General features: G+C 67.8%; 19 protein-coding genes. 11 read left to right on the forward strand and 8 right to left on the reverse strand.

Annotated features, from left to right (window positions below; genetic code table 11):
• Positions 1–163 precede the first annotated feature (163 nt).
• Positions 164–2,170 carry a transcriptional regulator gene (locus QTH97_RS20840; RefSeq protein ID WP_286570366.1) on the reverse strand — a complete coding sequence of 669 codons (2,007 nt, stop codon included), beginning with the start codon at positions 2,168–2,170 and terminating at the stop codon, positions 164–166.
• A 161-nt stretch (positions 2,171–2,331) separates the two neighbouring features.
• Between QTH97_RS20840 and QTH97_RS20845 the strand changes: the two genes are divergently transcribed.
• Positions 2,332–3,183, forward strand: coding sequence for a methyltransferase domain-containing protein (locus QTH97_RS20845; RefSeq protein WP_286570367.1), 852 nt, complete (start codon positions 2,332–2,334; stop codon positions 3,181–3,183).
• 283 nt (positions 3,184–3,466) lie between these two features.
• Here the strand turns inward: QTH97_RS20845 and QTH97_RS20850 are convergent, their stop codons facing one another.
• Complete coding sequence (locus QTH97_RS20850) at positions 3,467–4,177, reverse strand: Crp/Fnr family transcriptional regulator (protein WP_286570368.1); 711 nt, start codon at positions 4,175–4,177, stop codon at positions 3,467–3,469.
• 104 nt (positions 4,178–4,281) lie between these two features.
• Between QTH97_RS20850 and QTH97_RS20855 the strand changes: the two genes are divergently transcribed.
• The 6 genes from QTH97_RS20855 (at position 4,282) to QTH97_RS20880 (ending at position 12,215) form a co-directional block, all read left to right on the forward strand.
• Positions 4,282–5,226 (forward strand): beta-keto acid cleavage family enzyme, encoded by a 945-nt coding sequence (locus QTH97_RS20855; protein ID WP_286570369.1) that lies wholly within the window; start codon positions 4,282–4,284, stop codon positions 5,224–5,226.
• A complete protein-coding gene (locus QTH97_RS20860; RefSeq protein WP_286570370.1) occupies positions 5,226–6,179 on the forward strand; it encodes a 3-hydroxyacyl-CoA dehydrogenase NAD-binding domain-containing protein in 954 nt (317 codons plus the stop codon). The genes QTH97_RS20855 and QTH97_RS20860 overlap by 1 nt, the downstream gene beginning before the upstream one ends.
• 56 nt (positions 6,180–6,235) lie before the next feature.
• The gene (locus tag QTH97_RS20865) at positions 6,236–8,044 is read left to right on the forward strand and encodes a feruloyl-CoA synthase (RefSeq protein ID WP_286570371.1); all 1,809 of its coding nucleotides are present in this window, start codon (positions 6,236–6,238) and stop codon (positions 8,042–8,044) included.
• Positions 8,045–8,108: 64 nt separating this feature from the next.
• Complete coding sequence (locus QTH97_RS20870; RefSeq protein WP_286570372.1) at positions 8,109–8,528, forward strand: surface-adhesin E family protein; 420 nt, start codon at positions 8,109–8,111, stop codon at positions 8,526–8,528.
• 31 nt (positions 8,529–8,559) lie between these two features.
• Positions 8,560–9,180 (forward strand): HAD family hydrolase, encoded by a 621-nt coding sequence (locus tag QTH97_RS20875; protein ID WP_286570373.1) that lies wholly within the window; start codon positions 8,560–8,562, stop codon positions 9,178–9,180.
• A gap of 167 nt (positions 9,181–9,347) precedes the next feature.
• Positions 9,348–12,215, forward strand: a complete 2,868-nt coding sequence (locus QTH97_RS20880; protein WP_286570374.1) for an autotransporter outer membrane beta-barrel domain-containing protein — start codon at positions 9,348–9,350, stop codon at positions 12,213–12,215.
• Between the two features lie 14 nt (positions 12,216–12,229).
• Here QTH97_RS20880 and QTH97_RS20885 read toward each other — a convergent pair whose 3' ends face one another.
• Complete coding sequence (locus QTH97_RS20885; protein ID WP_286570375.1) at positions 12,230–12,772, reverse strand: DUF4136 domain-containing protein; 543 nt, start codon at positions 12,770–12,772, stop codon at positions 12,230–12,232.
• A gap of 215 nt (positions 12,773–12,987) precedes the next feature.
• Here QTH97_RS20885 and QTH97_RS20890 point away from each other — a divergent pair, with 215 nt between their 5' ends.
• The 3 genes from QTH97_RS20890 to QTH97_RS20900 all read left to right on the forward strand — a co-directional run bounded on the left by QTH97_RS20890 (position 12,988) and on the right by QTH97_RS20900 (position 16,258).
• Positions 12,988–13,440 (forward strand): FHA domain-containing protein, encoded by a 453-nt coding sequence (locus QTH97_RS20890; protein ID WP_286570376.1) that lies wholly within the window; start codon positions 12,988–12,990, stop codon positions 13,438–13,440.
• 253 nt (positions 13,441–13,693) lie between these two features.
• Positions 13,694–14,419 carry an OmpW/AlkL family protein gene (locus QTH97_RS20895; protein WP_286570377.1) on the forward strand — a complete coding sequence of 242 codons (726 nt, stop codon included), beginning with the start codon at positions 13,694–13,696 and terminating at the stop codon, positions 14,417–14,419.
• A 147-nt stretch (positions 14,420–14,566) separates the two neighbouring features.
• Positions 14,567–16,258 (forward strand): methyl-accepting chemotaxis protein, encoded by a 1,692-nt coding sequence (locus QTH97_RS20900; RefSeq protein ID WP_286570378.1) that lies wholly within the window; start codon positions 14,567–14,569, stop codon positions 16,256–16,258.
• 22 nt (positions 16,259–16,280) lie between these two features.
• On the opposite strand, the gene QTH97_RS20905 is transcribed toward QTH97_RS20900, so the two are convergent.
• The 3 genes from QTH97_RS20905 to hemN all read right to left on the reverse strand — a co-directional run bounded on the left by QTH97_RS20905 (position 16,281) and on the right by hemN (position 18,941).
• Positions 16,281–16,718, reverse strand: coding sequence for a universal stress protein (locus QTH97_RS20905; RefSeq protein WP_286570379.1), 438 nt, complete (start codon positions 16,716–16,718; stop codon positions 16,281–16,283).
• An 85-nt stretch (positions 16,719–16,803) separates the two neighbouring features.
• Positions 16,804–17,526, reverse strand: a complete 723-nt coding sequence (locus QTH97_RS20910; RefSeq protein WP_286570380.1) for a sulfite exporter TauE/SafE family protein — start codon at positions 17,524–17,526, stop codon at positions 16,804–16,806.
• 2 nt (positions 17,527–17,528) lie between these two features.
• The gene (hemN, locus tag QTH97_RS20915; RefSeq protein ID WP_286570381.1) at positions 17,529–18,941 is read right to left on the reverse strand and encodes an oxygen-independent coproporphyrinogen III oxidase; all 1,413 of its coding nucleotides are present in this window, start codon (positions 18,939–18,941) and stop codon (positions 17,529–17,531) included.
• 137 nt (positions 18,942–19,078) lie between these two features.
• Here hemN and fnr point away from each other — a divergent pair, with 137 nt between their 5' ends.
• Entirely contained in the window at positions 19,079–19,795 is a 717-nt protein-coding gene (gene fnr, locus QTH97_RS20920; protein ID WP_286570382.1) for a fumarate/nitrate reduction transcriptional regulator Fnr, read from the forward strand.
• 2 nt (positions 19,796–19,797) lie between these two features.
• Here fnr and QTH97_RS20925 read toward each other — a convergent pair whose 3' ends face one another.
• Together QTH97_RS20925 and ccoG are read right to left on the reverse strand one after the other, a co-directional pair.
• On the reverse strand, positions 19,798–20,079 hold the full coding sequence (locus tag QTH97_RS20925; RefSeq protein WP_286570383.1) for a FixH family protein: 282 nt from the start codon (positions 20,077–20,079) through the stop codon (positions 19,798–19,800).
• A 26-nt stretch (positions 20,080–20,105) separates the two neighbouring features.
• On the reverse strand, positions 20,106–21,530 hold the full coding sequence (gene ccoG, locus QTH97_RS20930) for a cytochrome c oxidase accessory protein CcoG (protein ID WP_286570384.1): 1,425 nt from the start codon (positions 21,528–21,530) through the stop codon (positions 20,106–20,108).
• Positions 21,531–21,536 lie beyond the last annotated feature (6 nt).

The following is a 21,536-nucleotide window of genomic DNA, read 5'->3' on the forward strand; positions in this document are numbered from 1 at the left end:
GCCGATTGGCGAGGACGACCGGCAGGGTAGGGCCCGCTGCTGTCTGTCGGCGAAGTTCGCCCATTGACGGATGTGTAGACAAGAGCGGCTGTTGGCGCTCGAGCGAGCGCGGCCGCGGCGATGTCGACGCCGAGGTCTGCCTCGATGGGACGGTCTCTTTTTTTCAGTGCGATGCCACAAGGAGTGCCGCCTTGCGCAGCAACAGCTCGGCTTGGGCGTCGAGCTTGAACGCCCGCAGGAAGTCATCGATGCCGTAGGCCGCATGCGTGCGGTGGATCGCCGCCGCGAGCGCCCTGGCCTCTGGCATGCGGCCCGCCAATGCCAGGCAGAACATCGCGATCGCACGGATGTGCACGTGCGCGTTCGGGCGCGCCGCGGCCTTGACGGCCCAGTCGGCCGCCTCCTCGTGGCGGCCCAGGCGCACCAGTGCCAGCGCGCGCGAGGCCAGCATGGCGAAGAGCAACGGGTCCAACGGACTCAGCGCACGCGCGTGGTCCGACTCGCCGATGGCGGCGTGCGGATCGCCGGACTGCGCGTGCACGAAGGCCAGCGTGTAGTGGCCCAGCGCGAAATTCGGGCTCAGCTCGATCGCGGTCTGCAGCTCGCCGAGCGCCTCGCCTTGCCGGTCTTTCAGCCACATCGCGCGCCCGAGCGCCCAGTGCGAAGCGGGATCGAGTTCGTCGGCCATGACGCCTTCGGCCGCGGCGCGGTAGGCCTGCTCGATGGCCGGGCCACGCTCGCGCCAGTCAAGGAAGGCGTCCTGGAAATGCGTGAAGGACAGGCCGGCGTGCGGCCGCGCGAAGGTCGGGTCCAGTCGCACCGCGGCCTGGAAGAAGTGCCGCGCCTGTTCGTTGTCCTCGCGATTGAATCGCACCATGTGCCAGAGGCCGCGATGGTGCGCCTCCCAGGCATCGAGCGAGCTGGGGTTCTTGAGGATGGCCCGGTTGCGCTCCGCCATTTCGATCTGGCTGGCAATGGCGGTGACGATGCGATTGCCGATCTCGTCAAGCACCGCGAAGGTGTCGTCGAGCCTGCTTTCGAACTCCTGTGCCCAGACGACTTGGGCGCTGCGCGTGGCCGTGAGCTGCACGGTGACGCCCAAGCGCGAGCCGGGACCGCGCCGCAGCCAGCCGCTGGCGACGTAGTCTGCGTCCAGCCGGCGGCCGGCGTCCTCGGAGCCCACGCGCCGATCGGCCAGCGCGAACATCGTGCCCTCGGCAATCACGAACATGCTGCGCAGCTTGGAGAGCCGCGTGATGATGTCGTGCGTCATGCCATCGCCAAGGCCGCCGCGCAGCGTGGCGCCCGGCGCCTGGTCCACGAACGGCGTGATTGCGAGCGATGCGCGGCGGGCCACTGCCGGGGCTTCCTGCGGCGCCGCGTCCGGGTTGGCCGCAGCGGCGACGGAAGGCGCTGGGGATCCGACTGCGTAGCGCGCCTTCGCAGCCTGCCAGGCTCGCCCGATCGGTATCCAGTCCAGCCCCTCGGCTTCGTACTGGCGCGCCGTTTCGGCCAGGTGCTCCTCGCCCTCGCGCAGACGCCCGCGCCAAGCGAGCGCCTCCAGCAGGTGCTCGTGGGCATGGCGGTCGAACGGCGCGATGGCGAGCCACCGTTCCAGGGCCGCCGTCGCGGTGTCGCTGGCGAGCGGCAGCGCGCGGATCCAGTGCTCCAGCACCGCCGCATGGGCCGCGCGGAAGTGCCGGCGCTGGGCGACCAGCCAGCCGGTGAAAACCGGTGAATGCGGGAGGTCGAGACCCTCCAGAAAATCGCGCGCACCGAACAGGGCCGACAGCGCCTGCAGCCGGTCGGCCGGAAGCGCCGCGACACCCTGCTGCAATGCTTCGGTCACCTGCAGTGCATCGACGCCGCAGTCTGCCAGGTCGAGTGACACGCCGTCGCCGTTCGTCACCACGCGCGTCCGGCCGGGCTCGTCCAGCACGGCGCGCAGCTTGCTCAGGCACCACCTCAGCTCCCCGCGCGGATCGCCGGGCACATCCCACAGCAGTTCGCACAGGTGGCTGCGCGACGTGTCGCGCCTCGCCAGCGCCAGGTATGCCAGCAGCGCGCGCACCTTGCGCGAGGCAGGAAGGGCGAGCGGTGCGCCGGCGCGATGCACCGCCAGGGGGCCGAGCAGTTGCAGCGTCAGCACTGGAATGCGGTCCGTTTGCATCTGCGTTGGTCGCTCCACCTGAATTTCCACGCCGGTTACCACGCCGGCTTCCACGCCCACGTTTCAAAGTCGATCGCGACGGCTGGACCACGCCAGCGCAACGGCCGTCACGCTGGCCCCGCCGGGCAGCACCCTTCAACCCTGAACCCTGGAGCCACGCCATGAGCACATCGTCCGCCGCCATCGCCACCCCGGAGTCCGCCGCCGCACCCGACTTCGCCGCGATCAAGACCCGCCAGAAGGCCACCTGGGCCTCGGGCGACTATGCCGTGGTCGGCACCACCTTGCAAATCGTCGGCGAGACTCTGTGCGAGGCCGTCGACCTGCAGGCCGGCACGCGGGTACTCGACGTGGCCGCCGGCAACGGCAACGCCACGCTGGCCGCCGCGCGCCGCTGGTGCGAGGTGACCTCGACCGACTACGTCCCGGCCCTGCTGGAGCGCGGACGGGAGCGCGCCGCAGCCGAGCGGCTGCACGGCATCCACTTCCGGGAGGCCGACGCCGAGGCACTGCCTTTCGACGACGCGAGCTTTGATGCCGTGCTTTCGACATTCGGCTGCATGTTCGCGCCAAACCCGCCGCGCGTGGCCTCGGAGCTGCTGCGCGTGTGCCGCAGCGGCGGCCGAATCGGTATGGCCAACTGGACGCCGACCGGCTTCATCGGGCAGGTGTTCAAGACCATCGGCAAGCATGTGCCGCCGCCGGCCGGCGTGACCTCGCCCGCGTTGTGGGGAAGCCGCAGCCACGTCGTCGACTGGTTCGGAGCGGCCGCAGCGCAGGTGGAAACGCAATCGCGCGAGTTCAACTTCCGCTACCGCTCGCCAGAGCACATGCTGGAAGTGTTCCGCAGCTACTACGGGCCGATCCTCAAGGCTTTCGGTGCGCTGGATGCGCCGCGGCAGGATGCATTGGCGGAAGACCTCGTGGCGCTGATGAAGCAGTTCTCCCGCAAGGGCGGCCAGACGCTGGTGATCCCCAGCGAGTACCTCGAGGTCGTGATCACGCGCGCCTGAGGCGGCGCAAGCGCTTCGGCTCGCAGGAGCGCTTGCGCTGATGTGGCAGCGCACCCGCTCCCTGATCCATCCAGATCGGTGCCGGCAGACCGGTTGCAGACGGTGGCGCTACGGATAAAACTGGCCGTGGCGCGCCACGTGTCAGCGAACATCCGCGACGCCTTTTACAAGTTGCTTGTTCGGCTTGAAGAAGTTTGCCGGTCGTGGTCCCGCCCAGAAAATCCGGTATCAGGGGATTCGCGGCCATTGCGGCCCAGCCATTGACACGGCCTTGGTTCGCCTTCTAAACCCCCTCCCCCACCCCCCGCAACCCCTCCAAATCCACCACCGTAATCCCCCCATACTCAATCCTCAACAACCCCTTCTCCCTCAACCGATTCAACGCCGCATTGCACCGCTGCCGCGACAGCCCCGACAGGTTCGCGATCTCCTCCTGCGAGGTCTCCAGGTGCGTCTGCCCCAGTGGATGCAGCCACGGATGAAAGAGCCCCGCCAGCGCCCGTGCCACCTGGCTGTCGGTGTCCAGCAGCCGTTGCGCCGCGTAGTTGCCCATGAACCAGTGCAGCCGCTCGTTGATCTGCACGAGGAGGAAGTGGTTGAAGCTCATCTGCGTGCGGTGCAGCCACTCGAAGGTGTCGATCGGCAGCACCGCGACGCGGCTGTCGCGCAGCGCGATGATGTCGGCGGTGCGCGGCACGGCGCGCAGCAGCGTGCCTTCGCCGAACCAGCTGCCGACGGAGAGGCCGCCGAAGGTGACGGAGCGGCCGTCGTCCGAGGTCAGCGACCATTTGAGCAAGCCCTCCAGCGTGCCGTACCAGTGCAGCGGGGTCTCGCCGCGGCGGCACAGCGCGGCGCCGGCGGCGACGTGTTGCTCGCGCATCTCGTCCAGCACGCGGGCCTGCGCCTCGGGGTCCAGTTGGGGGAACCAGCCGGACAGCTCCAGCAGCGTGGGGATCGAAAGGGACAGGGGCTTTTTCTGGTTGTCTTGATGCATGGACGGTCCGGCGCCTCGTAAACCCTGATCTCAAATGTCGTCGCGATGACTGCCTCGGCGGCGGCAGCCAAAAATAATAGCGCGCTGTTCACAGGAGAAACCTCATGTCGAAGCGCAAGGTGATCGTGACCATCGCCCCCACGGGCGGGATGGCGCACAAATCGCAGAACCCCCATCTCCCCACGCAGCCCGCCGAGATCGCCGAGGACGTGGTGCGCTGCTGGAACGCCGGGGCCAGCGTGGCCGCGATCCACGCGCGCCGGCCCGACGATGGCGCGACGTGCAATGCCGACGTGTACCGCGACATCAACACGCGCATCCGCGCGGCCGGTTGCGACATCGTGATCAACAACTCCACGGGCGGCGGCGTGCACGGCGACATGGTGAAGCCGCTGCCGGGCAACCGCTGGGAGATCGCGTGGGACGAGCGCATCAAGGGCATGGATGCGGGCGCCGAGATGTGCACGCTGGACGCGACGACGCTCAATCTCTCCTTCGAGGGTCGCGACATCCTGATGGACACGCCGCTCGGCAAGGGCCGCGAGCTGGCCGCGGGCATGAAGGCGCGCGGCATCAAGCCCGAGTGGGAGGTGTTCAGCCCCACGCACATCCTGCAGGACACGACGACGCTGATCCACGAAGGGCTGGACGAGGAGCCCTACTTCATCAACCTGGTGATGAACGTGCATCGCAACTTCCAGAACGCGATGCCCTTCTCGCCACGCCATCTGCAGATGATGGTGGACACGCTGCCCAAGGGCGCGATCTTCTGCGTGAGCGGCATCGGGCCTTCGCAGCTGGAGGCGAACATCAGCGCGCTGCTGCTCGGCGGCCATGCGCGCGTAGGGCTGGAGGACAACCTCTACTACCGCCACGGCGAGCTGGCGACCAACCTGCAGTTGACCGAACGCATCGTGCGGGTGATTCGCGAGATGGACATGGAGCCGGCCACGCCTGCGGAAGCGCGCGAGATGATGGGGCTGCCGCGGCGTGGCTTGCCGCTGCCGGAGTTCGCTCCTGCGGCTGCCGAATCGCGGCGAGGGCTGTGATGGGCGCGGGGGCAGGTCCGGTGGTGAAGCGGGTGGCGGTGGTTGCCACCGGCGTGATCGGTGCGAGCTGGGCGGCGTACTTCCTTGCGCGGGGCCTGGATGTGGATGCGACCGATCCCTCGCCCGGCGCCGAGGCGCGGCTGCGTGCGGCCGTGGCGCAGCATTGGCCGACGATGGAGCGCTTCGGACTGGCCGAAGGGGCATCGGTGGAGCGGCTGCGTTTTCATGAGCGGCTCGAAGACGCGGTGGCCGGGGCCGACTTCGTGCAAGAGAACGGGCCGGAGCGCATCGACATCAAGATCGACCTGTTCCGGCGCATGGATGCCGCGGCGTCGCCGCGCACGCTGCTCGCCTCCAGTTCGTCGGGGCTGGCGATCACGGGTGTGCAGTCCGAATGCCGGCATCCGGAGCGCGTGGTGCTCGGGCATCCCTTCAATCCGCCGCACCTGATTCCGCTGGTGGAAGTGGTGGGCGGGGAGCACACGTCGGCCGACACGATCGAGCGCACGATGGCTTTCTACAGCGCGATCGGCAAGCGGCCGATCCACGTGAAGCGCGAGGTCAAGGGCCACATCGCGAACCGGCTGCAGGCGGCGCTGTGGCGCGAGGCTTTCCATCTGGTGGACCAGGGAGTGGCGTCCGTAGCGGATATCGACACGGCCATCGCGCACGGGCCGGGCTTGCGCTGGGCGGTGATGGGGCCGTTCATGAACCTGCATCTCTCGGGCGGCGCGGGCGGCATCGCGCATCTGCTCGATCACCTGGGCGGGCCGATCGAGGACTGGTGGCACGACCTCGGTGCGCCGGCGATGACGGCCGGACTCAAGCAGCAGGTGGCGGAGGGTGTGGCGGAAGAACTCGGCACGCGGCGCACGAGCGATCTCGAAGCAACTCGCGACACCCTGCTGTTGAACCTGATTCGCGCCAAGGCCGCGAGCGGCACACTCGATTGACAAAAGGGCGGCTGCCCTCGCACCCCGCGCGGCAGACCGACTCAGGAGACAAGACCATGACGACTCCCGGCTTCTTCGAAGACGAAAGCCAGCTCGCGCCGCCACGCACGGTACGCATCGATTTCGATGACGGTTCCTTTGCGCTGCGTTCGCCGGTCGCGCTCAAGCCCTATGCGCGTTGCATCGGCGAATGGCTGGAGCGCTGGTCACGTGAAACACCCGACGCGCTGGCACTCGCGGAGCGCGACGACAGCGGCGAAGGCTGGCGCAAGCTCGACTACCGCGCATTGCGCCGCGCCGTAGGTGCGGTGGCGCAGAGCCTGCTGGAGATGGGCATCCCGAAGCACCGGCCGGTGGTGATCCTCTCGGACAACGCGATCGACCATGCCGTGCTGATGCTCGGGACAATGCACATCGGCCGCACGGCGTGTTCGCTCTCCAGCGCCTACTCGCGCATGGCGAAGGACCCGACGCGGCTGCACGGCATGCTGCGCACGCTCGATCCGGCGTTGATCTACGCATCGGACGCCAAGGTGTACGGGCCGGCGCTGGCGGGCTGCGATGTCGATGCGGTGAAGGTGTTCAGCCGCCATGCCGACACGCACCCCGGCGCCCTTCCCTTCGAGCCCTTGATGCAGGCGCAGGAGACGCCGGCCGTGATGCAGGCCTTCGAGGCGATCATTCCCGACGACCATGCCAAGTACCTGCTGACCTCGGGCTCGACCGGCAAGCCGAAGGTGGTGATCAACACGAACCGCATGCTGTGCGCCAACCAGCAGATGATGGCGCAGACCTGGCGCTTCCTCGACGAGGAGAAGCCGGTGCTGGTCGACTGGCTGCCCTGGAGCCACACCTTCGGCGCGAACCACAACTTCAACATGGTGCTGTGCCATGGCGGCGCGCTCTACATCGACGAGGGCCGGCCGGCGCCGGGGCTGATCGAGAAGACGGTGCGCAACCTGCGCGAGGTGCGGCCGACGCTGCTGTTCAACGTGCCGCGCGGCTACGACATGCTGCTGCCCTTCCTCGAAGCGGACGACGCCCTGGCGGCGGAGGTCATGTCGCGCCTGCGGCTGGCCTTCTATGCGGCTGCGGCGCTGGCGCCTTCGACGTGGCAGCGCCTGGAGGCCGTCGCACGGCGTGCGCGCCCTGCGCGGCCGCTGTGGCTCACGACGTCGTGGGGCGCGACGGAGACCTCGCCGGCCATCACTACTGCGCATTGGCGGCTCGATGGCGCGGGCTGCATCGGCGCGCCCTTGCCGGGGCTGGAGCTGAAGTTCGTGCCCAACGGCGACAAGCTGGAGATGCGGGTGAAGGGGGTGTCGGTGTTCCCCGGCTACCGCAACGCGCCGCGTGAAACATCGGAAGCCTTCGACGGCGAGGGCTACTACCGCATCGGCGATGCGGGCTTTCTCGCGGACACGCAGCGGCCGGAGCGCGGCGTGATGTTCCACGGCCGCGTGGCGGAGGACTTCAAGCTCACGAGCGGGACGTGGGTGTCGGTGGGCACGCTGCGCGTCGACCTCGTGTCGCGGCTCGCGCCGCTGGCACAGGACATCGTGATCACCGGGCACGACCGCGACGAGATCGGGATGATGGTGTTTCCGAGTCCACAGGCTGCGTCACGACCACGCGAGGAATGGCAGGCCGCGCTGCAACGCGTGATGCGGGAGTTGCGCGACGCGGGTGGCGGCTCGTCGCAATGCCCCGTGCGGGCGCTGGTGCTTTCCGCGCCGCCGGACATCGACGCGGGCGAGATCACCGACAAGGGCTACATCAACCAGCGGGCCGTGCTGGCGCGGCGCGCGACGGAGGTGGAGCGCCTCCACGGCGCGCCTGATCCGGAGGTCGTTCGGGTCGATTGAGCGGGCTCGGAGCGCGTCGGCCGCTGGCTAGAATCAAAAAGTTCGCCAGCAAAAGGATTTCGACGTGAGAAGGTGGCTCGTGTTGCTTGGCCTCGTGGGCTGCCAGGCTGAAGCTCAGACCCGTTGGTTCACCGTGACAGGCAATCCGCGCGATGCGTCCGTGGATACGGTCGAGGTCGACCCGGTCGCGATCAAGACCAGCGGTGCCGTCAAGACCATGAACGTGCGCGTGAGCCGGGCAACGGAAAGGCTCAACTGGGAGAAGGTGCCGTACCGCTCGTACGAGTCGCAGGTGGCCTTCGACTGCCGGGCGCGCAAGGCCGAGTATCTGTACGCGGCCTTCTACCCGGTGCCGCTCTGGCAAGGCGAGCCGCACAAGATCACTGACTATTCGACGGATCGCCGGCCCATGCGCTTCCTCGACGTCGAGCCCAATCCCACGAATCGCATCATCCGGGCCGCCTGCCGCGTCGCCGGCGGCTAGGGCCGACACAGGCGACACGCCGGACGGGCCCATGAACGCATCGATCTCCCTGGTGCTGTTCGACCTGGACGGCGTGCTCTGCCACTACGACCGCTCCGCGCGGGTCGAGCATCTGGCGGCCTCGACGCACCGGAGCGCCGAGGCGGTGCGCCATGCCATCTGGGGCACCGGGCTGGAGTCGCGGGCCGATGCGGGCCTGATCGGCGATGACGATTACCTCGACGAACTGGGCCGGCTCCTCGGAAGCCCCGTGACGCTCGATGCCTGGCTGGACGCACGGCGAGCGGCCATGACGCTGGATGCGGGGGTGCTCCGGATGGCACAGGACGTCTCCTCCCATTGCAGGATCGCGATCTTCACCAATAACTGCCGCCTGCTCGCCCTGCACATGGACAGGCTGTGCCCCGAAGTGGCCGCGCTGTTCGGCGACACGATCCACACCACCGCCGCATTCGGTGCGACGAAGCCGGCCCCCCAGGCTTATCTGCGCTGCGTCGAGGCATTGGGCGTGTCGCCCGGCGAGACCTTCTTCATCGACGATGTCGAAAGCAATGTGGCGGGTGCGCTGCGGGCCGGGCTGCAGGCGTACGAGTTCACCGATGCGGCCGCGCTGGCTCTGGAGTTGAAAGCTCGCGATCTGCGGGTGACGTGAATTCGCCACGCTGACGGTGACCTCGTCGAAGGCCGTCGCTAGGATGACCGGTCGACCAGAAAGGCATGCCCATGCTTCAGCCGGTAGACGCATTCCCTCGGAGAGCGGTCGCGATAGCCGCTGCCATGCTTGCCTGTTCTCCAGGATCGACGTTCGCGGATGTCATCGTGAGCGGAAACATCACGAGCACCGTTCAGCTCGACAGCCAGAACAATCCGGGCGGCAGCCAATTGGTCAACGTGGTGCCGAACACCACGGTGACCGTGAACAGCGGGCAGGCCCTGTTCGGACAGAACCGCGCCTGGCAAGTCACCAACTTCGGGGGCCTGACCAGTCTCGACGCCAACACCTATGCCGTGTATCTGCAGGCCGGTACGCGGCTGACGAATCAGGCCGCGGGCACGGTGAGCGGCGTCGGCGGCGGGCTGACCATCGTCAACTCGCAAGGCACGCTGGACAACTTCGGATCGATCAGCGCCTCGGTGGGCCCCGGTGTGCAGTTCCGGGCGGGAGGGACGGTGACCAACCAGGGGGGTGGCGTGATCGCCGGCGGTACTTATGGCGTCTACCTCCTCAACGCGAACGACGCTGCGACCAACAGCGGCACGATCACGGCCAGCAATGGCGCGGGCGTGCGGCTGGAAGGCGGCAACCTCAACTTCCAGAACGCCGCAGGCGCACGGGTGAGCGGCACGGCCTACGGCGTCCAGTTCGTCAATGGCTCGCAGACGATGAGCAATGCCGGCACGGTTCAAGCGACCAGCGGCATCGGCGTGGACTTCAGCGCCGGCGGTCAGCTCGTCAACGCGGCGGGCGCATCGATCAGCGGGGCGACGTACGGCGTCCACACGCGAAACGGCTCTGCCGACATCACGACGGCCGGCACGATCGGCGGGAGCACTGCGTCCGTCTGGTTCGAAACGGGCAATGGCAAGCTGACGATGCAGACGGGCGCCTTGCTCAATGGGCCGGCGCTCGGTGGCGGCACGAGTCGCGTGATCTTCCAGGGCTCAGGAACGGCACGCAACGACTTCCTGAACTTCGGGGCCCTCGACATGACGGGGGACCGCTGGACGCTGCTCGGGCGGACCGAGGCCAAGGTCAGCACGGTCAGCAGCGGACTGCTTGCCATCGGAGCGCCAGGCACCTCCGGGGCGGTGCTCAGTGCGGAAACCATCACGGTCGGTCCGCTGGCTTCGCTTGCGGCCTACGACAGCAGGCTGGTGGGTACGCTCACCAACAACGGGTACGTCTACGTCGGAAGGGGCTTTGCCTATCCGGACGCCACGCTGCCGGCCTTCATGCAGCTCGACGGCTCGATGGTGAACAAGGGCGTGATCGCCATGACGGGTGGATTGCAGTTCGGCAATGCGCTGATCGTGTCGGGCAACTTCCAGGGCGGCGCTGGCAGCAAGCTGCTGATGGGTGCGCTGCTCGATGAGGAACTTCAGGGCCCGATCTCGGCGCAGATCACCGATCGGCTCCTCGTCCGCGGGAATGCGAGCGGCGCCACGCTGGTCAATTTCGCGACGCTGCTCGATCCTTCTCCCGCCACCCGCCAGGCCCTGATCGATGCGGCCAGTCGCGTATCGGGAAGCCGCGTCACGCGGAACGTCTTCGGCGGGGAAAGCGTGGACGACGTCTTGCCGGACACCGGCATCTCCATCATCCAGGTGGCCGGAAGCTCGGCACCGGCCACTTTTCTTCTGGAGCATGGGTATGTGACGGGCGGGACGCCCTATCAGTACAGGCTCTATCCCTTCGGGCCGGGCTCGCAGAACGGCCCGGCAGCGCCATCGCAGAGTCTGGTCGGGAATCCCACTGGCTACTGGGACTACCGGCTCACGCGCCCGATCGGGAGCAGCATCCCGGAGCCGCCGCCCCCTCCACCTCCGCCGCCACCACCACCACCACCACCGGGCCCGCCTCCGCCGGTCCCGTCGCCCGAACCGCCTCCGCCATCGCCTCCGCCGGCCCCCGCACCTGAGCCGCCGCCGCTGCCGCCACCTCCGAGCCCGGACATCGACAAGCCCGAATTCATCTCGGACTCCGAGCGCCCGCTCGTTGCGCCACAGGTGGCTTCCTACCTGACGATGCCCGGTGCCATGCTCAATGCCGGACTTCAGGACCTGGACAGCCTGCATCGAAGGCTGGGCGAGGTCCGGGATTCGGAGCGAATGGGGGGCCGTGAGCCGTTCGAGGGCTTTGCCCGCGTCTATGGCTCTTCATTCGACTACCGGACCAACCTCAGCTTCGGCAACTACGGCTTCGATGCCAACCAGGACTACACCGCCTTCCAGGTGGGCGGCAGCGCGCTGCTGCGAAGAGACGATGCAGGCGTGTGGCGAGTGGGAGGCGCGCTGAGCCTCGGCAGGTCGAAGCTGTCCCCCGACGCGCCGCTCGACGGCCCGAGTCAGACGAACACCGATACGCGGACCCTGTCCGCCCTCGCGACCTACCTGGATCGCCAGGGCTGGTACGCGGACTTCATCGTGTCCGCGGGCGATCTCAAGGCCAAGACGTCATCGGCAGCCTATTTCGGCGGCGACGTCGCCAACTTCGACGGGAATACCTATGCGGCCTCGACCGAGGTGGGCTATCCGCTGCCCATCGCGTCCACGGGCTTCGAGATCGAGCCCCAACTCCAATACGTCTGGCAGCAGGTCCGGTTCGACGACTTCAGGGATGCCGACGGCATCAACACCCGGCTGGGAAACCAGAGCCAGAGCGTCTGGCGCATCGGCGCCCGGCTGACGCGACCGATGGAGACGGGTTCGGGCACGCGCCTGACGCCCTATCTCAAGCTGAACTATCTCTATGGTGCGAGCGACCCCGGGAGCGTCGTGATCGGGGCGACCAACTTCCAACTGGGCAAGTTCGGAAGCGGCTGGCAGGTGGGCGGCGGCGTCAGCGGAATGGTGAACAAGCGCCTCTCCGTCTACGCGGACGTCGCCTGGCAGCAGAACACCGGCACGGCCGGCTGGAAGAACTGGCTGTTCAGCGGGGGGCTTCGCTACGCGTTCGGAGGGCCTTGAAGGCGGTGGGCGCCCTAGCGTGCTGACGCGCCGCCGGGCGGGAAGCCGGCGAACAGCCTGTCGAGCGCCGACTGCACCGCGGCGTTCACCCGCGAGGGATCGTCGGGCAGCACCCCGCTGGCGCTGCCGCGCCAGATCGCACGCTTGGTGCGTGCGTCGAACATGTCGACCACCAGCGTGCCCTTTTCATAGTTGTCGACCGACATGGTCGCGTAGCCCGGCCAGCCGCTGCCGATGCCCAGCCAGTTGAGATCGTGGCCGATGCCGCTGTAGAAGTTGTTGAAGGTCTGGCCCTGCACGCGGGTGACGTGCGCCGCGACGTGCACGTCGCCTTCGGCCACGCGCTTCCATCCCGCGGCCTGCAGCCGGGCGTCGATGCCTGCGACGACGCTCTGGGGCATCACGGCATCGCTGCCGCTGTCGGAAGTGATCCAGTTGTAGCTGCGGAAGCTGCCGAACTGGGCCTTGGGGTCGAAGTCGGTCTTGACGGTCGCTGTGCTCGCACAGGCCGCCAGCAGCGTGGCGGCAAGGACGACGGCAAGGATTCTTCCAATCATGTTCGCTCCAGTGTTGAGTCCGGTTGCAGGCAGCGGCGGGCTCGCCGCTCGAATCATGTTACAGGCCGCTCGAGGGTGGGCTTGCAAACGATGGTCGTGACGCCGGGCCGCCGGATTGCCAAAAGTTACCGCCCCGCGACAAGCGCGGGCCTTCAGGAATCGAGACAGGGAGCCGAAATGCAATCACTTTCAACCATCGAGCAGCGAGTGATGAAATGTCCAGACTCATCGTCCTGACCCCGCACGGCAGCGTTCGGCAGGTCAATATCAAGGGGCCGATCACGACGATCGGACGCGACCCGACGTGCGGGGTGCACATCGACAGCCTGGGGGTGAGCCGCCATCACGCGGCCATCCGATGGACGGGCGACCGCTTCGTCGTGCGCGACATGGCGAGCCGCAACGGCACCTACGTCAACCAGGCGCGCGTGGTGGAGCGCGCGCTGAAGAACGGCGACGCGATCGGCGTGGGGGACTGCCAGTTGCGCTTTCTCTATTCGTCGAACGCGCTGACGGGCGAGGAGGCCTTGCGGCTCGTGACGGTGGCCGACGAGCTCATCAACATCGAGGCGCGCGAGCGAAGCGACTGGGCCGCCTTCTTCCGGCAAGGCAGCGTGGCGCGCCATGCCGGGCTCCGCATGCACGGCCTTGCCGAACGGCGGTCCTGATCCGGGCGGCGGGCAAAAAAAGAGCCCGCCGAAGCGGGCCGAATGATCTCTGGTTAGAAGATCCCTGGAGAACCAGCCTCTATATCGACAGGCCAGCAAAAAAGTTGAGGGTGCTTCGGGCGAGTAAAGTGAGCACTGGCTTGGTTCCGTTGATCGGCACGCCGGAGCCTGTTACACATGTGACAGGGTGGGGCAAACTAATTAAACGGCACCGCATCCTAAAGGCTCCCTTCAACCTAGAGATGAGACTTTCATGACGAAGACAAAACTGCTTGCGCTGGCTGCTGTTGCAGCATTGGGATCGGGCAGCGCATTGGCACAGAAGGCTGGCGACTGGCAGGTGGGTGCCGGCTGGCTGCATTTTGCACCGCAGGATTCGAGCGAACCGCTGACCTTCACGGCGCCGCGCGCCGCGATCGTGCCCGGTTCCGGCGCCAACGTCGACAGCTCCGACACGCTGGGCCTCAACGCCCAGTACTTCATCGACAGCCACTGGGCGGTCGAAGGCGTGATCGGCGTGCCGCCGAAGTTCAGGCTTCAGGGCGCCGGCACGCTGGGCCCGATCGGCGAACTCGGCGAAGCCCGCCAGTGGAGCCCCACGCTGCTCGCCAAGTACTACTTCCTCGAAGGCGAGGCCAAGCTGCGTCCCTTCGTCGGCCTCGGCGTGACCTATGTCTGGTACAGCGACGTCAAGCTGACCCCCGGCCTGCAGGGCGCGCTGGCGAGCCGCGTGGGCATTCCCGCCGGCCGGTCGACCACCACGGCAGACCTCGACAGCTCGTTCGCCCCGGTGTTCAACCTGGGCGCGGCCTACCAGTTCGACCAGCATTGGGGCATGTCCTTCTCGGTGTCGTACATCCCGCTGAAGACCACGGCGAACCTGACCACCACGGTGGCGGGCGTGCCGGTCGCGACGAGCGAATCGCGCCTCAAGGTCAATCCGATCGTCCCGTACCTGTCGGTGACGTACAAGTTCTAAGCCCCTGAACCCTTGCGCGAACCCCACGGGTTCGCGTCCGCTCGACATGCGTGGGAAGCGTGCGAGGCGTGGGTCCGCTCAAGTTTGTCGGCGTTCGGCCGATATACCGCGGCGTTCTCCCTCTTCGCTTCTTCCGGAATCACGATCATGTTTTTGAGCAATCTCTCGATTGGCAGGCGCCTGGCCCTTGTGCTGGGCGCCATCTTGGCCCTGTTCCTGGCGAGCAGTGTCATTGCGGTGCTGAAGCTGCGGCAGCTCGGCGTCGAAATCGACGGGATGGTCAACGACAGCGTCAAGACCGAGCGGGCGGGCTCCGACTGGCTGCGCCACACCAACTCAGGCGTGCAACGCGCCGCGGCGATCGCCAAGAGCAGCGACCCGAGCCTGATCGCCTACTTTGCGCCGGCGACCGCGGCGTCGATCAAGAACACCAACGAGCTGCAGAAGTTCATCGAAGGCCAGATGGTCAGGCCCGAGGAACGCCAGTTGTTCGAGAAGGTCGGCGAGCTGCGCAAGGAATACCTCGCGGCGCGCGAGGAGGTCAGCAAGCTCAAGCTGGCGGGCGACCTCGATGGCGCGAACCGCGTGTTCACGTCGCGCTTCGAGCCCACCTCGGTCAACTACCTCGCAGGGGTCCAGCAGATGGTGGACCTGCAGCGCGCGCAGCTCGATGCCGCCGCGCAGCGCGGCCAGGACCTGCGGGCACAGACGAGCACGCTGCTGACGGTGTGCACGGTGCTGACGCTGGCCTTGGGCGGCTTGCTGGCGTGGTTTCTCACACGCAGCATCACGCGGCCGCTGCGCAGGGCCGAGAAGATGGCCAAGGCCATCGCCGGGATGGACCTGACCGGTGCGCCGCAGGCGAGCTATGCCCAGGACGAGACGGGCCATCTGCTTCGCGCGATCGATGCGATGCGCGCGGCATTGAAGGATTCGCTGCAGCAGGTGCACGGCGTGGTGGTGAACGTGTCGAGCGCCAGCACGCAGATCGCGACGGGCAATCAGGATCTGTCGTCGCGCACCGAGGAGCAGGCAAGCTCGCTGGAGCAGACGGCGGCGTCGATGGAAGAACTCACCAGCACGGTGAAGCAGAACGCGGACAACGCGCGTCAGGCCAACCAGTTGGCGGTGTCGGCGTCCGAAGTGGCGGTGAAGGGCGGCAGCGTGGTCAGCCAGGTGGTGGACACCATGGGCTCGATCAATGCGTCGTCGCGCAAGATCGTGGACATCATCGGTGTGATCGACGGCATCGCCTTCCAGACCAACATCCTGGCGCTGAACGCGGCGGTCGAAGCCGCGCGCGCCGGCGAGCAAGGCCGTGGCTTTGCCGTGGTTGCCTCCGAAGTCCGCAGCCTGGCCCAGCGCTCGGCCGCCGCAGCCAAGGAGATCAAGACGCTGATCGGCGACTCGGTGGAAAAGGTCGAGGAAGGCAGCAAGCAGGTGGCCGAAGCGGGCAAGACGATGGAAGAGATCGTCGACAGCGTGAAGCGGGTGACGGACATCATGGGCGAGATCACGGCGGCGAGCCAGGAGCAGACCTCGGGAATCGAGCAGATCAACCAAGCCATCACGCAGATGGACCAGGTGACGCAGCAGAACGCCGCGCTGGTGGAAGAAGCGGCCGCCGCGGCGGCATCGTTGCAAGAGCAGGCGGGCAGCCTGTCGCAAGTGGTGAGCGTCTTCAAGCTCGAAGGCGGTCAAGCCGCGCCGGGCAAGCAACGGGTCGCCCCCACGCTCGCCGCGGCACCGAAGGCTGCGGCTCCGAAGCCATCGGCGCAACGCAAGCCCGCGCCAGCGCCCGCGGCGGTTCCGGCCGGCGGGGACTGGGAATCCTTCTGAGCCTCGGCTTCCGCCACGCGATCTAGCGAAGCACCAGCACCGGCAGCGTCGAGTGCGTCAGCACATGCTGCGTCTCGCTGCCGAGCAGGAGGCGCCCGACGCCCTTGCGGCCGTGCGAGGCCATCACGATCAGCTCGCTGTGCTGCTTCTCGGCGGCCACGATGATCGCGTCCGCCACCTGGCTGGAATGGCCCACCAGCGCATGGCACTGCACGCCGCTGGCATGGGCGCGCGCGCCGACGGCGTCGACCAGCGCCTGCGCGTTTTCGAGGCGCTGCCGCTCGACGTCATCGTCGGCGCCGTTGTTCATCGTGCCTTCCATGTAGCTCCTGGGCTTCCGGCGCGCCACGGTGAAGGCGACCAGTTCGGCGCCGTGCTGCCGTGCCAGGCCGATGGCGCTCTCGACGGCCTTCTCCGAAAGTTCGGAGCCGTCGGTTGCGACGAGGATCTTCTTGAACATGATGGGCTCTCCTGTGGGTGGGAACCCAGTGTTGGGCAGATGGGCCCGGAGCGTGTTGACCCCGATCAACCTTGCGTTACGCGCCTCAACGGCACCAGACCTCGATCTGCGCCTGCACGTCCATCCACACCGCCTGCAGCGCGACGGCGGCGAGCAGCGCACCGGCCAGCCGAGTGCCCCATTGCTTCGGCACGAGGCCGGCCCCGGAGCACAAGCGCCGCCACAGGTACGGCGCCAGCAGCAGCGACAGCGCACTGCCCACGGCGAACAGCGCCATGATCCCGGCGCCCGCGAGCACGCCATTGCCCAGCGCAGCCAGCATCAGCGCCGAATACAGCAGGCCGCAGGGCATCGCGATCCACAGCGCGCCGCTGGCCAGCACGCCGAGAGCGCTGCGGCGGGTCAAGCGCTGCACGCGCGCTGCAGCCCAGTGGCCGATGCGGCTCGCCCACAGCGGCTGGCGGCCGGTGGCCGCCAGCAGCAGGCCCCAGGCGAACACGAAGACGTGCAGCAGCATCCACACGGGACGCAGGGCAGCCACCTGCCCGCTGACGAGCGCGAGGCCCTGGGCCGCGACCGCCGCGACGGCGCCTGCACCGGCGTAGCCCAGCACGCGCCCGGCGTGGAACCACACAGCCGTGGGCACCGAAGGCCGCGCGGCCTGGAGCGCGGCAGCGCCACCGGCGGGAATGCGCACCACGCGCACGACACGCACCACGCTCTCGCACGCCGCGCCGCACATGGCCACGCAGTGCGGCCCACCGACCAGCCCCATCACGAACGCGGTTGCGAGCAGCGCCGCCTGCATGCTCAGACGATGCGCGAGAAGCGCGTCCTTCGATCGGCCTGCACGTAGCGGTCGAACACCATCGCGATCGCGCGCACGAAGAACCACCCGAGCGGCGTCACTTCGATGTCGCGGGCGCTGGTGCGAACGAAGCCCTCTGCCGCGAGTGCATCGAGCGCCGCGAGTTCGGCCGCGAAGTACTGCCGGAAGTCGACCAGGTGCGCTGCGCCGATGGCCTGGAAGTCGACCTGCCCCTGGCACATGATCGCCATGATGACCGCGCGCCGCAGCACGTCGTCGCGTGTCAGCGCCAGGCCGCGCACCACCGGCAGGCGCCCCTGGTCGAGCGCGTCGTAGTACTCCTCGAGCGTCTTGGCGTTCTGGCTGTAGGTGGCGCCGATGCGGCCGATGGCCGATACGCCGAGCGCCACGAGGTCGCAGTCCGGCTGGGTGCTGTAGCCCTGGAAGTTGCGGTGCAGCCGGCCCTGCCGCTTGGCGATCGCCAGCGCGTCGTCCGGCAGCGCGAAGTGGTCCATGCCGATGTAGACGTAGCCGGCCGCGGTGAACGCCGCGATCGAGCGCGACAGCATCTCGACCTTGGCCGCGGCGTCGGGCAATGATTCGGTCGCGATGCGGCGCTGCGGCTTGAAGCGTTCGGGCAGGTGCGCATAGCCATAGAGCGCGATGCGGTCGGGCCGCAGCGCGCAGACCTGCTCCAGCGTGCGGTCGAAGGACGCCGCGCTCTGGCGCGGCAAGCCGTAGATCAGGTCGAGGTTGACCGAGTCGAAGCCGAGGCCGCGCGCAGCCATCATCAGCTCGAACACCTGTTCCACGTGCTGGATGCGGTGCACCGCCCGCTGCACATTGGCATCGAAATCCTGCACGCCGAAGCTCAGGCGGTTGAAGCCGAGTTCGGCCAGCGTCGCGAGCCGCTGGCGGTCGACGGTGCGCGGGTCGATCTCGATCGAATGTTCGCCGTCCGGCGCGAGCGTGAAGTTGTCGCGCAGCAGCGCCATGAGTTCGCGCAGCCCGTCGTCGTCGAGGAAGGTCGGCGTGCCGCCGCCCAGGTGCAGCTGGCGGACCGTGGCACCGCGTCCGAGCCGGCCGACCTGCAGCGAGACCTCGCGCGCGAGGTAGTGCAGGTACTCGCGGCCCTTGCCCTTGTGGCGGGTCACGATCTTGTTGCAGGCGCAGTAGTAGCAGAGCGATTCGCAGAACGGGATGTGCACGTACAGCGAGAGCGCCCGGGTGCCGGCGCCCGCCCCGCCGCGCTGTTCGAGCACCTGCGCATAGGCGTCGGCGGTGAAGGCATCGACGAAGCGGTCGGCCGTGGGGTAGGAGGTGTAGCGCGGCCCGGGGATGTCGAAGCGCTTCAGCACGGAGGGCGGCGGCAGCGCCACGGTCGGCAGGCTGGATGGAGCGGGGGCGAGGAGCATCGCGGGCGGGCGGGAAACGGTGGGAAACTGCGGTGAATGAGGCACTATGGCGCCGACCCGACCCGCAAACCTTGATCTGCATCAAGCTTGGCGTTCGCGCGCCGCCTCACAATGCCCGAACGACCCCGATTGCATCCATGACACCCCAACACATCAAGGTCGCCTGCTCCAATTGCAACCTGCGTGAGCTGTGCATGCCGGTGGGCCTCAGTCCGGCCGAGCTGCAGCGCATCGACGACATCGTCGCCACGCGGCGCAAGGTCAAGCGGCGCGAGACGCTGTTCCACAACGGCGAGAACTTCACGTCGCTCTACGCGATCCGCACGGGCGTGTTCAAGACCCGCCTCGCCAGCGAGGACGGGCGGGACCAGGTCACCGGCTTCCAGATGGCGGGAGAGATCATCGGCCTCGACGGCATCGTGAACGGCCATCACACCTGCGACGCGGTGGCACTGGAAGACTCCGAGGTGTGCACGATGCCCTTCGACCGCATCGAGGAGCTGTCGCGCGAAGTCACGGCGCTGCAGCGCCACGTGCACCAGATCATGAGCCGCGAGATCGTGCGCGAGCAAGGCGTGCTGCTGCTGCTCGGCAGCATGCGGGCCGAGGAACGGCTCGCCGCCTTCCTGCTGAACCTGGTGCAGCGGCTGCACGCGCGCGGCTTCTCGCGCTCCGAGCTGGTGCTGCGCATGACGCGCGAGGAGATCGGCAGCTACCTCGGGCTCAAGCTGGAGACGGTGAGCCGTACCTTGTCGAAGTTCGCGGCCGACGGACTGGTCGAGGTGGAGCAGCGCAAGGTGCGCATCGTCGACCCGGACGCGCTGCACCGCATCGTCAATCCCCCGGGCTGCTGAATTCATTTTCTCGGCACGGCCACGTCCGCATCCGGCGTGGCCGCGTGGTTGCGCCCGGCCACCGCCGGCATCAGCTTCTTGTCGACGAGCGTGCGGTTGATCTCCACGCCTTTGCGGTAGTAGTCCTGGTCGACCACCGGATCGGGCGTGCCGAGCGCCAGCCACAGCGTGACGAAGCTCGCGACGACGACCACGCCGGGCCCTGCGATCACCATCCAGACGAGCGGAAAGCGCCACCAGGGCGGGCAGGCGCGGGAGCCTTCTTCGTTGCGGGTGTCCGTCATGTCGATCCTTCGGGGAGAACGCGGCTTCATCGGGGAACCAGGAACACGGCCTTCTCGGACACCCGGCCCCGGCCGTCCTCCGAGTGGACGTTGAAATACACCTCGTGCGAACCGCTCGCGGCCGCGCCGAAGGGCAGCCGCAGTCGCACCGGCACCCAGCGCGATTCCGCGGGCGCGACATCGACCACAGGCTCAGAGGCCACCTGCAGGCCATCGAGGCCGCTGGCCTCGATGCGGTAGTGCTGCGGCGATTCGGTCGCGTTCATGATCTGCAGGCGGTACACGTTCTCGAGCTGGCCGCCGTCGACGATGCGCGCCATCGCGGCGCGGTCGCGCACCACGTCGACCTTCAACGGTGTGCGCGTCACGAGACTGGCGAAGAGGCCGATGGACAGCACCGCGAGCAGTGCGCCGTAGACCAGCACGCGGGGTCGCAGCACGCGCAGCAGCACCTGGCGCGGCGTCCAGTGGCCTGCCATGCCGTTCTGGGTGGCGTAGCGGATCAGTCCTGGCGGCTGCGCCGTCTTCTTCATCACGATGTTGCACGCATCCACGCACAGGCCGCAGCCGATGCATTCGTGCTGCAGGCCATTGCGGATGTCGATGCCCGTGGGACACACCTGGACGCAGAGCTTGCAGTCGATGCAATGGCCGAGCGCAGGGGCGCTGTCGGGGCGCCCCTTCGCCGGCACGCCGCGCGGTTCGCCGACGGCCGCGTCATAGCTCACGATCAGGGTGTCGCGGTCGAACATGGCGCTCTGGAAGCGCGCATAGGGGCACATGTACTTGCACACCTGCTCGCGCATGAAGCCCGCGTTGCCGTAGGTCGCGAAGCCGTAGAACAGCACCCAGAAGAGCTCCCAGGAGCCCATCGTGCCGTGAAGCATGGAAGCGCCCAGCTCGCGGATCGGCGTGAAGTAGCCCACGAAACTGAAGCCGGTCCACAAGCCGATCGCAATCCACACCGCGTGCTTCAGGCACTTCCTGATCGCCTTCTCCGCCGAGAAGCCGCCCTGGTCCATGCGCATGCGCGCAATGCGGCTGCCTTCGACCTTCTGCTCCACCCACATGTAGATCTCGGTGTAGACCGTCTGCGGGCAGGCGTAGCCGCACCACAGCCGGCCCGCGACGGCGGTGAAGAGGAACAGCGACAGCGCCGAGATCACCAGCAGGCCGGTGAGGTAGATCAGGTCCTGCGGATAGAGCACGAGCCCGAAGATGAAGAAACGCCGGGCGCCCAGGTCGAACAGCACCGACTGCCGCTGGCCCCATTCGAGCCAGGGCAGCCCGTAGAACACGAGCTGGGTCACGAACACCATGGCCCAGCGCCAGCGCGCGAAGACGCCGCTGACGCTGCGCGTGTAGACCTTCTGGTGGGCTGCGTAGAGGCCGACGCCCTTCTCCTCCGCGGCGAGCGGCACGATGGGGATCACCTCGCGCGCGTGGCTCATGGCGCT

It is taken from the genome of Variovorax gracilis (assembly GCF_030317115.1).
GTDB lineage: Bacteria > Pseudomonadota > Gammaproteobacteria > Burkholderiales > Burkholderiaceae_C > Variovorax > Variovorax gracilis.

Bases quoted from the DNA above. Each gene is read 5' to 3' on its own strand.
- QTH97_RS20875 (WP_286570373.1), top strand. From the start codon at position 8,560: ATGAACGCATCGATCTCCCTGGTGCTGTTCGACCTGGACGGCGTGCTC.
- QTH97_RS20865 (WP_286570371.1), top strand. From the start codon at position 6,236: ATGACGACTCCCGGCTTCTTCGAAGACGAAAGCCAGCTCGCGCCGCCA.
- QTH97_RS20925 (WP_286570383.1), bottom strand. From the start codon at position 20,079: ATGACGGACACCCGCAACGAAGAAGGCTCCCGCGCCTGCCCGCCCTGG.
- QTH97_RS20910 (WP_286570380.1), bottom strand. From the start codon at position 17,526: ATGCAGGCGGCGCTGCTCGCAACCGCGTTCGTGATGGGGCTGGTCGGT.
- QTH97_RS20900 (WP_286570378.1), top strand. From the start codon at position 14,567: ATGTTTTTGAGCAATCTCTCGATTGGCAGGCGCCTGGCCCTTGTGCTG.
- QTH97_RS20885 (WP_286570375.1), bottom strand. From the start codon at position 12,772: ATGATTGGAAGAATCCTTGCCGTCGTCCTTGCCGCCACGCTGCTGGCG.
- QTH97_RS20860 (WP_286570370.1), top strand. From the start codon at position 5,226: ATGGGCGCGGGGGCAGGTCCGGTGGTGAAGCGGGTGGCGGTGGTTGCC.
- QTH97_RS20895 (WP_286570377.1), top strand. From the start codon at position 13,694: ATGACGAAGACAAAACTGCTTGCGCTGGCTGCTGTTGCAGCATTGGGA.
- QTH97_RS20840 (WP_286570366.1), bottom strand. From the start codon at position 2,170: ATGCAAACGGACCGCATTCCAGTGCTGACGCTGCAACTGCTCGGCCCC.
- QTH97_RS20890 (WP_286570376.1), top strand. From the start codon at position 12,988: ATGTCCAGACTCATCGTCCTGACCCCGCACGGCAGCGTTCGGCAGGTC.
- QTH97_RS20855 (WP_286570369.1), top strand. From the start codon at position 4,282: ATGTCGAAGCGCAAGGTGATCGTGACCATCGCCCCCACGGGCGGGATG.
- ccoG (WP_286570384.1), bottom strand. From the start codon at position 21,530: ATGAGCCACGCGCGCGAGGTGATCCCCATCGTGCCGCTCGCCGCGGAG.
- hemN (WP_286570381.1), bottom strand. From the start codon at position 18,941: ATGCTCCTCGCCCCCGCTCCATCCAGCCTGCCGACCGTGGCGCTGCCG.
- QTH97_RS20850 (WP_286570368.1), bottom strand. From the start codon at position 4,177: ATGCATCAAGACAACCAGAAAAAGCCCCTGTCCCTTTCGATCCCCACG.
- QTH97_RS20845 (WP_286570367.1), top strand. From the start codon at position 2,332: ATGAGCACATCGTCCGCCGCCATCGCCACCCCGGAGTCCGCCGCCGCA.
- fnr (WP_286570382.1), top strand. From the start codon at position 19,079: ATGACACCCCAACACATCAAGGTCGCCTGCTCCAATTGCAACCTGCGT.
- QTH97_RS20905 (WP_286570379.1), bottom strand. From the start codon at position 16,718: ATGTTCAAGAAGATCCTCGTCGCAACCGACGGCTCCGAACTTTCGGAG.